Origin of the sequence: Modicisalibacter coralii (assembly GCF_004117855.1) — a bacterium.
In the GTDB taxonomy this organism is placed as follows: Bacteria; Pseudomonadota; Gammaproteobacteria; order Pseudomonadales; family Halomonadaceae; genus Modicisalibacter; species Modicisalibacter coralii.
Genome location: NZ_QWBW01000006.1, coordinates 177,931 through 189,299, shown reverse-complemented (window position 1 = coordinate 189,299; position 11,369 = coordinate 177,931). Strand labels below are relative to the sequence as shown.

General features: G+C 64.1%; 15 protein-coding genes. 7 read left to right on the top strand and 8 right to left on the bottom strand.

Going from position 1 to position 11,369, the window contains the following annotated elements; genetic code table 11:
- Positions 1 to 78 precede the first annotated feature (78 nt).
- Genes D0901_RS01400 through queC form a run of 4 tightly spaced genes read right to left on the bottom strand, consistent with a single transcriptional unit; the run spans position 79 to position 2,577 of the window.
- Positions 79 to 396 (bottom strand): YkgJ family cysteine cluster protein, encoded by a 318-nt coding sequence (locus D0901_RS01400; protein WP_129138499.1) that lies wholly within the window; start codon positions 394 to 396, stop codon positions 79 to 81.
- The gene (locus D0901_RS01395) at positions 393 to 1,244 is read right to left on the bottom strand and encodes a 6-carboxytetrahydropterin synthase (protein ID WP_129138498.1); all 852 of its coding nucleotides are present in this window, start codon (positions 1,242 to 1,244) and stop codon (positions 393 to 395) included. Before D0901_RS01395 ends, D0901_RS01400 begins: the two co-directional genes overlap by 4 nt.
- Entirely contained in the window at positions 1,244 to 1,885 is a 642-nt protein-coding gene (gene queE, locus D0901_RS01390) for a 7-carboxy-7-deazaguanine synthase (protein ID WP_129138497.1), read from the bottom strand. The genes D0901_RS01395 and queE overlap by 1 nt, the downstream gene beginning before the upstream one ends.
- Complete coding sequence (queC, locus tag D0901_RS01385; RefSeq protein WP_129138496.1) at positions 1,885 to 2,577, bottom strand: 7-cyano-7-deazaguanine synthase QueC; 693 nt, start codon at positions 2,575 to 2,577, stop codon at positions 1,885 to 1,887. Before queC ends, queE begins: the two co-directional genes overlap by 1 nt.
- A gap of 228 nt (positions 2,578 to 2,805) precedes the next feature.
- Here queC and D0901_RS01380 point away from each other — a divergent pair, with 228 nt between their 5' ends.
- Positions 2,806 to 3,216, top strand: a complete 411-nt coding sequence (locus D0901_RS01380; RefSeq protein ID WP_129138495.1) for an SRPBCC family protein — start codon at positions 2,806 to 2,808, stop codon at positions 3,214 to 3,216.
- A 9-nt stretch (positions 3,217 to 3,225) separates the two neighbouring features.
- Here D0901_RS01380 and D0901_RS01375 read toward each other — a convergent pair whose 3' ends face one another.
- The 4 genes from D0901_RS01375 to flgA all read right to left on the bottom strand — a co-directional run bounded on the left by D0901_RS01375 (position 3,226) and on the right by flgA (position 6,644).
- On the bottom strand, positions 3,226 to 4,689 hold the full coding sequence (locus D0901_RS01375; protein ID WP_162500797.1) for a sensor domain-containing diguanylate cyclase: 1,464 nt from the start codon (positions 4,687 to 4,689) through the stop codon (positions 3,226 to 3,228).
- Between the two features lie 165 nt (positions 4,690 to 4,854).
- Complete coding sequence (locus D0901_RS01370) at positions 4,855 to 5,307, bottom strand: flagella synthesis protein FlgN (protein WP_129138493.1); 453 nt, start codon at positions 5,305 to 5,307, stop codon at positions 4,855 to 4,857.
- A gap of 61 nt (positions 5,308 to 5,368) precedes the next feature.
- The gene (gene flgM / locus D0901_RS01365; RefSeq protein ID WP_129138492.1) at positions 5,369 to 5,638 is read right to left on the bottom strand and encodes a flagellar biosynthesis anti-sigma factor FlgM; all 270 of its coding nucleotides are present in this window, start codon (positions 5,636 to 5,638) and stop codon (positions 5,369 to 5,371) included.
- Between the two features lie 265 nt (positions 5,639 to 5,903).
- The gene (flgA, locus tag D0901_RS01360) at positions 5,904 to 6,644 is read right to left on the bottom strand and encodes a flagellar basal body P-ring formation chaperone FlgA (RefSeq protein ID WP_162500796.1); all 741 of its coding nucleotides are present in this window, start codon (positions 6,642 to 6,644) and stop codon (positions 5,904 to 5,906) included.
- 180 nt (positions 6,645 to 6,824) lie between these two features.
- On the opposite strand from flgA, the gene flgB reads away from it, so the two are divergent.
- The 6 genes from flgB (at position 6,825) to flgG (ending at position 11,359) form a co-directional block, all read left to right on the top strand.
- Positions 6,825 to 7,238, top strand: a complete 414-nt coding sequence (gene flgB / locus D0901_RS01355) for a flagellar basal body rod protein FlgB (RefSeq protein ID WP_129138490.1) — start codon at positions 6,825 to 6,827, stop codon at positions 7,236 to 7,238.
- A gap of 4 nt (positions 7,239 to 7,242) precedes the next feature.
- Complete coding sequence (flgC, locus tag D0901_RS01350; RefSeq protein ID WP_129138489.1) at positions 7,243 to 7,650, top strand: flagellar basal body rod protein FlgC; 408 nt, start codon at positions 7,243 to 7,245, stop codon at positions 7,648 to 7,650.
- Positions 7,651 to 7,679: 29 nt separating this feature from the next.
- Positions 7,680 to 8,363 carry a flagellar hook assembly protein FlgD gene (locus D0901_RS01345; protein ID WP_129138488.1) on the top strand — a complete coding sequence of 228 codons (684 nt, stop codon included), beginning with the start codon at positions 7,680 to 7,682 and terminating at the stop codon, positions 8,361 to 8,363.
- 76 nt (positions 8,364 to 8,439) lie between these two features.
- A complete protein-coding gene (gene flgE, locus D0901_RS01340; RefSeq protein ID WP_129138487.1) occupies positions 8,440 to 9,741 on the top strand; it encodes a flagellar hook protein FlgE in 1,302 nt (433 codons plus the stop codon).
- Between the two features lie 77 nt (positions 9,742 to 9,818).
- Positions 9,819 to 10,553, top strand: a complete 735-nt coding sequence (gene flgF / locus D0901_RS01335) for a flagellar basal-body rod protein FlgF (protein ID WP_129138486.1) — start codon at positions 9,819 to 9,821, stop codon at positions 10,551 to 10,553.
- A 23-nt stretch (positions 10,554 to 10,576) separates the two neighbouring features.
- On the top strand, positions 10,577 to 11,359 hold the full coding sequence (gene flgG, locus D0901_RS01330) for a flagellar basal-body rod protein FlgG (protein ID WP_129138485.1): 783 nt from the start codon (positions 10,577 to 10,579) through the stop codon (positions 11,357 to 11,359).
- Positions 11,360 to 11,369: the final 10 nt, after the last annotated feature.

Below are 11,369 nucleotides of genomic sequence, written 5' to 3'. Positions count from 1 at the left end.
CCAGCAAGGTGGGCGTCGTTTCTTATCCCGTCATCTTTTGCCTGCCTCGTCTCTCCATCGAATCCTGGGAGCCCAGTGTCAGGTCAGGGATTCCAGCCGCGTAATGCGCGCCAGTGCGTCGTCGCGATGCGTGCCGCACAAGTCGGCGTCGAAGACGAAGCGGTGACACGCCGCAGGACGGCGTGGGTCGCCGAACAAGCGGCACAGGTTGTTCTCGTCGAGCTGGATGCAGCGCACACCCGCGGGCTTGCCATCAGGCATGCCGGGGATCGCCGAGCTGATCGACGGGGCAATGCAGCAGGCGCCACAGCCGGGGCGGCATTCGCCCGCAGAGACATCGTCGTTGATTGCAATGGGCTCCGCGGACCCGGCTTGGCGGGCGATGAGCCGGCTCATGATCTCGCCTCGGCAATGGCGCCCTTGTCGATACCCTCGAAGGCCTGGACGCGCACCTTTTGCCCCGGGGCATGGTGGCGGGCGATCTGCTCGGCCAGCCAGCCGGCGATGTGCTCGACGGTGGTCGGGCAGGGCAGTCGCTCGCAACGTTCGCTGGGCAGGCTCAGACGAAAGGTGCCCTGGGGCGCCGTGTACTGGATGTTGCTCGTCGCCTGACGGGCGACTTCCCCGCCAGCGAGCACGTCCTCGTCATGCACCAGATAGCGGCCATCGAGATAGTCGGCCCAGTGGGCCTCGAGACGGGGCTGACGCTGGCCGTCGCACCACACCCTGAGCCGGGAGCGATGGCCGTGAGCGATGCGCTGACAGTTGCCGCGATGATGCTTGAGACCGTGACTGTATCGGTAGGCGGCGCCGTCGATGGCCTCTTCGCGAAAGCGCAGGCGTACGGCCTCGACCCGAGCCGGGGCGTGCCGCGTGAGTTTGGCGCCGAGATGGCCGGCGAGACGCTCGGCGTCGATCCGGTGCCAGGGGAGCAGCGTGAATGCCTGGCGTGGTGCACGGATCTCCATGGGATAGGGCAGGGCGGCGCGCACGGAAAGGCCTTCGGCGCATTCGCTGACCGTGATCCCCGGTGCCTGGCTCGGGACCAGCAGGGTATGGTCCGGGCCGTCGTCGATCGCCGTCTTGATCCAGGGTTTCACCTCTCCGAAGTCGAAGAGCATGCCGTCCTCGCCGAGCTCGCCGTCGAGCTCGATGTCGACGTGCCAGCTGACCCCGACCAGGCCCTGGTCCGGGCACCAGAGCGAGGCGTCGAGATGGCTCAGTCCATTGACGAAGAGAGGCATCAGTCGATCTCCAACAGCTTGTGAGTCTGCAGCGATAGCGACCATTGCGGGTTTGCCAGGCAATAGGCCAGCGTCGCGCCGAGGGTTTGTCGCGGTTCCAGGGTGGCGGTGTCCATCGGCTGCAGATAGAAGTGCGCGAAGTCGAGATCGATGAACCGTTCGGGCGGGGCGTCCGCCTGGGGGTAGACCAGCTTGAGCTCGTTGCCGCGTGTCACGACCAGTGTCGTCGTGCCCTTGGGGCTGACGCAAAGCCAGTCGATCCCGGGGGGTGGCGGGACGGTACCATTGGTCTCCACCGCCACCTCGAAGCCGCGTGCGTGCAGGGACTCGATCAGCACGTCGTCGAGCTGCAGCAAGGGTTCGCCGCCGGTGAACACGATGTAGCGCCGTGCGCGCCCGTCCCCTTCGGGCCACAATCCCGCCAGATGGTCGGCCAGTCGATTCGCCTCGGCGAAGCGTCCGCCGTTCTGCCCGTCGGTGCCGACGAAGTCGGTATCGCAGAAGCGGCACGCGCTGGTGGCGCGATCCCGTTCGCGGCCGGACCAGAGGTTGCAGCCACTGAAACGGCAGAACACGCTGGGGCGGCCCGCCCTGGCGCCTTCGCCCTGCAGCGAATAGAAGGCTTCCTTGACACTGTACATCAGGCCGTCCCGGTGCTGGCGTAGGCGAGCGGGTCGGCGAGGCCGTGCGCGGCGAAGGCGGCCAGGCGTTCATGGCAGCTGCCGCAGCGGCCGCAGGCGTGTTCGCCACCCTGATAGCACGTCCAGGTATCGGCGTAGTCGAGCCCCATGGCCAGGCCGTCGGCGAGGATGTCGGCCTTGTCGGCGCGCAGATAGGGGGCCTCGATGGTGACCGGCGAGAAATTGGCGATGGCGGCCACGGCGTTCATCCGTTCGACGAATTCGGGGCGGCAGTCCGGGTAGAGGACGTGGTCGCCGCCATGGGCGCCGTAGAAACAGATCCCGGCACCGATGTTGACGGCCTGGGCGATGGCCAGCGAGAGCAGGATCATGTTGCGGTTGGGGACGACGGTCGCGGCCAGGTTGTCGCCGGCGTACGCGCCCTCGGGCATGGGGCGCTGGGCATCCGTCAGTGCCGAGCCGTCGATCAGTGAATGAATCGACTGGATGTCGACGACCTGATGCGCGATGGCCAGGCGTCGGCAGACATGCCGGGCCATGTCGAGCTCTCTGGCATGACGCTGGCCGTAGTGAAACGACAGGGCGTGGACCTCGTAGCCCTGACGCAGGGCGCGGTGGAGGACGGTGAAGGAGTCCATGCCGCCGGAGTAGATGACGACGGCCTTGGGTGCCGGATTGGCTGAATCAGACATGAGCGGTTTTCCTGCCGGAGAATTTGTGCCCGTCGTGACGGGTCCGGGGTCCGGGCGTCCGGATTGGCAACAGCGGGTGCCTCAGAGAGGCGCTGTCGCGGCGCGCATTGTAGCGCCCGAGCCTTTCAGGCTCCAGCGCGCGTTCGACACCGCTGCGGGTGCGGACTGGCGGAGGACGGACGCTATGGTTACCCTCGGGGACTTTGGATCACGGGAACAGGCAAGCTCATGTCGACCATCGAACACAGCGCCATCCTGCATGCACCACCGGCGCGGGTCTATGCACTACTCGAGCGTATCGAGAACTTTGTCGATTATTCCGACATGATCGAGGCGATCGAGCCGCTGGGGGATGACCGCTATCGCTGGTACCTGCATGTCATCGGGCGTGACTGGCAGTTCGATGTCCAGGTCACCGAGCGACATGCCCCGCATACATTGGCCTGGGAGTCGCTGCAGGGGGTCGCCAATCAGGGGCGCTACACGCTCGTCGAGGTGCCCGAGGGGACGCGCGTCGAGCTCAGCGTCAGCTATCAGATTCGCAACCGCCTGCTGGCAAAGGCGGTCGACAAGGCGGCCAAGCCGCTGGTCAATCAGGTCAGCCGCCAGATCCTGGGACGGGTCGAGGAACGCTTGTGAGAGGTGACGTCACGCCAGGGTGACGCGGTTGCGGCCGGACCGCTTGGAGAAGTACATGCGCTGGTCGGCGATGTGCACCAGTTCGTCGGGTGATTCGCATTGGTCCGCAAGTCGGCTGGCCACCCCCACCGAGACCGTGACATGGATCGGCGTATCCTCGTGGACCAGCAGTGGGCCGTTGCGCAGGGTGCGGCAGATCGCTTCGGCAAAGTGCGCGGCATCGTCGCGATTGCGTCCCGGCAGCAGAATCAGGAACTCTTCCCCACCGAACCGGCCGACATGGGCGTCCTGACGACTCATGCCCTTGAGCAGGCCGGCGAACGCCTTGAGGACCTCGTCGCCCAGCGGATGTCCGTGCTGATCGTTGATCTGCTTGAAATGATCCAGATCGAGAAATACCAGGCCCAGATCCTCCTGTTCGGCATCGGCGAAATGCCGGTCGAGCAGGTTGATGAGATGTTGTCGGTTGTAGAGTCCGGTCAGCGGGTCGTAGCGGACGGCACGATCGAGCTGGCTGTTGCGGGCTCGCGCGCTTTCCAGCTCCTCGTCGCGTTGACGTACCTGGGCCTGGAGCTGAAGGTTGCGTTGAACCAGCAACTGCTTGGCTTCCATCAGCAACTGTGTGGGATCGAGTTCGTGAGGCGTGCGAATCTCGAAGAGCGAGGCCATCTGCGGCAGGCGCCGCTGGATGCTGCCGATCAATTCGCTGCGGAAGCGCTCGTCGCCCAGCCAGGGCTCCAGTTCGGCGACGGTCTCGTGGCCGTTGGGCGCCAGCCAGATGTCGGCCAGGCGTCCCGAGAGCATGAGGCATTCCTTGATCTCGAGCCCTTCCTCGTGGACCGGTCGGTCGTGGCTGTAGCGAATCCAGTCGCTGCAACTCGGCGACAGCCCCCAGCGGCGCGTCAGCCAGGCACCGATCTCGGCATGGTCGGCGCCGTAGGCGAGCCGTTCCTCGAGAGCGAGGTCGTCATGACTCTTGGCGCGCGAGACGACCTCGGCATAACGCTGTGCATCGATGGCATGCAGGGCGAGCATGCCGATGTCCTGCAGGAGCGCGGCCGTGCCGAGAGTGCCATGGTCCGACAGTTGCAGGGCGGATGCCAGTTCCTGAGCGGCGATACTGCTGGTCAGGGCGCGTTGCCAGAAATGCTGCAGATCGAACCCCCGCGGTTCGGCATTCGCGCTGTCGACTGACAGGCTGAAGCCCATGGCGAGAGCGACGGTCATGTCCATGCCCAGTCGCTCGATCGCTTCACTGAGCGTCTCGGCGGGTTGCAGGTGACTGTAGTAGACCACGTTGGCCAGCGAGATCAGGCGTGCCGTGAGAGCGGGGTCCTGATTCAGTGTTGCCACGATCGCCGGCAGCGGGGTCTCGGGATTGGCTGCCTGAGCGATGACTTCCTGTACCACGGCGGGGATGGACGGCAACGACGGACAGTCGATCAGTGCCTGGCGAAGCGCCATGTTGACCATGGGCTTACTCCACGCCAGCGATGAAATCGGCGAAGCCATGCCTGAGGCGCTGGGCTTCACGGAGCGGGACGGCTGTCACGAGTACCTCCGAGCATTGAACGTTCGCCGATTGTAACGCGATATTATCTGTCGGTTACAATCCGGTCGGGGCGTAATGCAATGTCGTCAGGCCTGCGAGGCAACGCCGCCAAACCCGCGTCGGCGGGATTGTCCGTTGGGGCCGTAGAGGGTCTTGCCGGCGGCTTCGTTGAGGAAGTACAGGATGCGTTGATTCTGGGCCATGCGCGATTCGATCAGGATCCCGTTGCGCTGGTTGAGCAGCTTGGCGTGCAGGGCTCGCTCCAGAAAGGCCGTCCACTGTTCGTGGCAGCCGGCATCGATGGCGGCCTGCTCGGCGGCCTGGCGGCCCGGGCCGTAGCCGAGTTTCTCGAGGACGTTGCGCCGTTGTGTCTCCAGGGTCTCGAGACGTTCCATATGGGCCTGTTTGTCTGCCGCCTGCTGCCTGAGATGTGCGCCATCGACGTCGACCTGCGACAGGGCGTCATGCTCGGCGTCGAGCAGGGCGATGAAGGCGTCGAGATGGCGATGTTCACGTTCCAGATGCTGGGCCAGGCTCATGCGGAGACTCCATGGAAAGGGTGGGCGGCGAGCATTCGCGCGCCCGGGCTGTCAATGACGCTTAACCCAGCAGCTCTTGCACGCTTTCCAGCAGGCCGTCGGCGATCCGTTCCGGACGGATCTCCAGCGTGCCGTCGCTGATGGCCTGACGGATCTCGGCGACACGCGCGGTATCGATGTCGCGTGTGGCATCCTGGGCCTTGCTGCTCAGGTGAGCGACCGAGGCGGGGCTCGATGTCGCTTCGGTGCCCGTGTCGGTGACTGTCTGCTGGGGCTTGGTGGCATCGCTCTGAGTGGGGCGATGCAGGGGCTGGCTACCATCGATCTTCACGGGGGCGTCCTCTTGAAACGTCGGCTTTCCCTGATGATCGGCGGGAGACACGAAAACTTTAGGCGCCGATCGAGGGTTTCTGTGCCTATGGTTTGTACGAAAAGTCGACGAGCTAAGGCAAGACAAGGCAAAAATCGGCGAAAAAGCGGAGTTTACGGAGTGTAAATGCGCATTTTGACCGGGCTGGCGCTCCAGCCGATTTTTAACGCCGTATTGCCGAGCGCAGACAGTTTTCGTACAGCGCCTAGTCTAGTGGCCCGGGATACTAGAAGTCGATGGCCAGTCTCCGTGATCCGACGACCCGCGCCTGGAGTCGCTCGCCCTGTCCCGTCCGCAGGCGGACTTCGTCGCCCAGGGCGCCATTGTCCAGCGCCTTGGCCTCGCGGCTGACCTGAAACCCCGCCCCCCGGGCCACCACCGTGACGCGCTGACCACGCTCGACCAGGTTCTGCCGATGCAACTGGTAAGCCTGCAGTGTCGTACCCGCGGGCAGGTTGCGCACGGCGACCTGGCCAATGGCCGCCTCTTCGGCGCGCAGCGCATGACGCGGCAGCTCGTCGAGCAGGCCACTCTGCCAGCGCAGATCCGCCGCCGACAGCGGGTCGCCGCGACGCACGTCACGCGCGGTGACCAGATAGCGAACCTGGACGTCGACTTGCGCCTGCAGATAGCGCACCCGGGCAGTCTGCCCGGCACAGCGAACACCCACCGCCACACGCCCATACACCCGCTGACCCTCGCGTGGAAGGAAGGGTTGCGGATCCTGACACGTCGGCAGTTGGACCGAGGGGGCGAAGACCTTCACCTTGACGACGTCGCCGAGATCGCCCGCCTGTTGCGTCAGGAAGTCCGCCACGCGCTGGTCGAGCAGGCTCGGGGGTGTCGTGCCAGTGCTGGCGTAGACCGGCTGCCCGAGCAGCAGCGCCACCGCCAGCCCCAACAGCCCCAGACAGAGCCGGCGTAGCCGCAGGCCGGGCCTGAACGTCGTGCTGGAAACGGTATCCATGTGTCGGGCTGCTTCGCGCATCCATCACCCCCATTGCTGATGGAGCCGATTCTAGAGATCGGCGGGTCGGGGCAAGCGTGGAAATGATGCGCAAACCGAGGGCTGTTTCGTCGTTTGCCATGACAGGCTGGCGTCTATTCTCCACCCTGAACTTTCCCCCAGCCGATTCAGGGGCCGATGATGATCGACAAGCTTGATGGGGCACTGCGCTTTCACCAGGAGGCGCTCAACCTTCGCGCGGAGCGCCAGAAGGTCCTGGCCAGCAATATCGCCAATGCCGACACGCCCAACTACAAGGCGCGCGACTTCGATTTTGCCGGTGAGCTCTCGCGGGTCATGGAGCAGGGGCGCAGCACGCAGGGCGGGCTGGCGCTGGCGACCACCTCGAGCCGTCATATTCCGGCCCAGGCGCCGTCACGCGGTTCGCTCGATCTGCAATATCGCGTTCCCGACCAGCCGAGCCTGGATGGTAACACCGTCGACATGGATCGTGAGCGCTCGAACTTCGCCGACAACGCGGTCCGCTACGAGGCCGGGCTGACCGTGATGAATCGCAAGATCCAGGGCCTGAAAACGGCCATGCAACCGGAGTGATCCGATGTCCATGTTCAGCATCTTCGATATTTCCAGCTCGGCGATGAGCGCACAGGCCAAGCGCATGAACGTCACCGCCAGCAACCTGGCCAACGCCGACAGCGTCGCCGGGCCCGATGGCCAGCCCTACCGGGCCAAGCAGGTGATGTTCCAGACCCGCTCGCAGGTGGCCAGCGGCGTCGGTGGCGTGCAGGTCAGCGGGGTGGTCGAAGACCCCAGCCCGATGCGCCGCGAATATCGTCCCGACAGCCCGGCGGCCGACGACCAGGGGTATGTGACCATGCCCAATGTCGAGCCGGTCGACGAGATGGTCAACATGATTTCCGCATCCCGTTCCTACCAGGCCAACGTCGAGGTCATGAACACCAGCAAGCAGCTGATGATCAAGACCCTGACGTTGGGTGAAGGCTAAGTCCAGCTTGCTGGCCCTCAGGAGAGCCCATGTCCAATAGCATCGATACCAGCCTGCTCAACAGCCTGAATCAGACCACGGCGAAGCGCGGCAACGCGGCGACTTCCACCGACGATCTCGGCGACAGCTTCATGACGCTGCTGGTGACGCAGCTCAAGAACCAGGATCCGACCAAGCCGATGGAAAACGCCGAGATGACCTCGCAGCTGGCGCAGATCAACACGGTCAACGGCATCAACGACCTCAACGAAACGCTGCAGGGCATCACCCGCCAGATCGATGCCGGCCAGTCGCTGCAGGCCTCGGCGTTGATCGGCAAGGGCGTGCTGGTCCCCGGTAACGAGGTTCGCAAGGGCGACGACGCCACCACGCCGTTCGGCATCGAGCTGGATGCCCCCGCCGACGACGTGACGATCTCCATCGTCAGTGCTTCCGGTGAGGTCGTGCGCCAGTATGGCGCCGATGACGTCGGCTCCCTGGACAAGGGGGTTCACTCCTTCTCCTGGGACGGCAGGGACATGAACGGTCAGCCGGCCGAGAACGGCGTCTACCATGTCCGTTTCGAGACCGCTCAGGGCGGTGAGTCCGTGCCCGCGACGGCCCTCAACTATGCCCCGGTGCAGGGTGTCTTGACCGGCGATGAAGGGCCGCGGCTCGACCTGGGCGCGATCATGGGGCAGGTCGGCCTCGACGCCGTCCGCCAGATTCTCTAATGGCTGCCTGTTGCAGCCAAGCATTGACCAAGAATCAATTACGTAGCGGGCGCCTTGGCTCGCAGGGAGACTAGAAATGGGTTTTTCACAGGCATTGAGCGGCGTCAACGCGGCTTCCCAGCAGCTCGACGTCGTCGGCAACAACATCGCCAACTCGCAGACCTCGGGCTTCAAGAGTTCGTCGGTGCAGTTCGCCGACGTCTTCGCCAACAGCCAGATCGGCCTGGGTACCCGGGTGTCCGGTGTGCTCCAGGACTTCAGTAACGGCAACCTGGAAACCACCGGGCGCAACCTGGACCTGGCGATCAGCGGTACCGGTTTCTTCCGCTTCGAGCAGGATGGTCAGGTGGGCTACTCGCGTAACGGCCAGTTGACCATGACCGCCGATGGCGATCTGGTCAATGCCCAGGGCGCCAAGATCATGGGTTATGGTCTGAGCGATCCCAATGACAGCTTTTCCTCGGTCGTCGCTGGCGGGCAGCCGGTAGCGCTGAACATTCCCGCGGATGACATGCCCGCTAACGCGACCAGTGAAGTGAAGGCGACTTTCAATTTGGATGCAAGCGCCTCCGCGGACGCTGCTGACAAACAGTCGGCGTCTATCGTGACGCAGGAAGACGACCCGGCTACGGCGGCAAATGAACGAGTGACATTCGATTTCGACTATAACTATTCGAACAGTTATACGGCCTACGATTCTCTGGGCAATGCTCGAAACGTGACTACGTATTTCGAGAAGACAGGGGATAATAATTGGACGGCACGTGTTGCCATCGATGGCAAGATGAATGTCGATAATGCTGCTGCCCCGACGGTTGACCAGAACGCGTTTCAGCTGGTTTTCAATTCCAGCGGCCAGTTGGAGTCTGTGGACGGAACGGCAAACAATACCACTAAGGCGCTTCAGTTGCCCGTGGATGGTGGGGCTACCACGACCCTGAACTATGATTTCGATCTCAAGGGCACCACGCAGTTTGCCGATGACTCCTCACAAAAGACCCTGGTCCAGGATGGTTACACGTCGGGGTCACTGATCGGTATCAGCATTGCTGACGATGGCACCGTGATGCGCAATTATACCAACGAGAAATCGGCCGCTGCCGGGCAAATCGTTCTTGCCAACTTCCGCAACCCGGAAGGACTGAAAGCCTCGGGCGACAATATGTGGGCGGCAACGTCCGGTTCCGGTGCGGAAGTCGTCGGGACGGCGGGTGTCGGTCAGTTCGGCTCCGTCGAGGCCGAAACCCTGGAGTCGTCCAACGTCGACCTGACCTCCGAGTTGGTCAACCTGATCATCGCCCAACGCAACTATCAGGCCAACACCAACTCGATCCGGACCCAGTCCGAGGTCATGGATCAGATCGCCCAGTTGCGCTGATAACCCGCCGGATTCGGGCCGACTTCCGGGCTTTGCCCGGCGGTCGGCTCCCTGATACTCGTCGAGAGTGAAACACCATGGATCGCATTCTCTATACCGCCATGAGCGGGGCCCGACAGAGCATGGACCAGCAGGCGGTGGTCAACAACAACCTGGCGAACGTCGCCACGCCGGGGTTCCGCGAACAGCTCAGCGCCATGCGCGCGGTACCGGTGCAGGGCGAAGGTCTGCCGACGCGCACCGTGACCATGGCCACGACGCCGGGTAGCGACTTCTCGCCGGGCGCGCTCTCCACGACGGGGCGCGAACTCGACGTGGCGGTCGACGGCGATGGCTGGCTGGCGGTACAGACCGACAACGGCGAGGCCTACACCCGCCGCGGCGATCTGCAGGTCGATGCCAACGGGGTGGTCAACATCCAGGGCAACCCGGTCGTCGGCGACGGCGGACCGATCATCGTGCCGCTGGGTGCCGATGTCAGCGTGGGCGTCGACGGGACCCTGAGCGCGTTGACCCCGGGGGCGGACCTGACCACGCGCGGGCCGGTCGGTCAGCTCAAGCTCGTCGATCCGGGTGACGGCGCCTTGGTGCGCGGCGACGACGGTCTCTTCCGCACCCCGAATGGCCAGGCCCTGCAGGCCGATGACGGCGTTCGCGTGGTCAGCGGCGCGCTGGAGGGCAGCAACGTCAGTGCCACCGAAGCGATGGTGGCGATGATCGACACCTCTCGGCGTTACGACATGCAGATGAAAGTGATCGAGAGCGCCGATCAGAACGCCGAGCGCGCCAACAAGTTGTTGTCCGTCAGCTAGATATCTTCCCGAGGTAACCAACCATGATTCGATCGCTGTGGACCGCCAAGACCGGTCTGGAAGCCCAGCAGACGCAGATGGACGTCATCGCCAACAACCTGTCGAACGTCAGCACCAATGGCTTCAAGCGTTCCCGGGCGGTATTCGAGGATCTGCTCTATCAGAACCTGCGCCAGCCGGGTGCCCAGGCGAACGTCCAGGACAACCTGCCGTCCGGCATGCAGATCGGTAGCGGTGTGCGTCCCGTGGCGACCGAACGCCTGCACACCCAGGGCAACCTCGAGAATACCGGCAACTCCCACGATCTGGCGATCCAGGGGAAGGGGTTCTTCCAGGTACTGCGCCCCGATGGCACCACCGCCTACACCCGCGATGGCAGTTTCCAGGTCAACCAGAACGGTCAACTGGTCACCGCCAGCGGCTACCCCATCGAGCCGGCGGTGTTCGTCCCTGCCGATGCCCTCACCGTGACGGTGAGTCCGGACGGTATCGTTTCGGTCACCCAGCCGGGAACGACCCAGTCCAACCAGGTCGGCCAGTTGACGCTGGCATCGTTCACCAACCCGGCGGGGCTGCAGAGCATCGGCGAGAATCAATATCTCGAGACCGACGCTTCCGGCCCGGCCAACCAGAACACGCCGGGGCTCAACGGGGCCGGCACCCTGATGCAGAACTATGTCGAGACGTCCAACGTCAACGTCGTCGAGGAAATGGTCAGCATGATCCAGACCCAGCGTGCCTACGAGATCAACAGCAAGGCCGTGAAGTCCTCCGATGAGATGCTGGCAAGGCTCTCGCAGCTTTGACGGGAGTGGA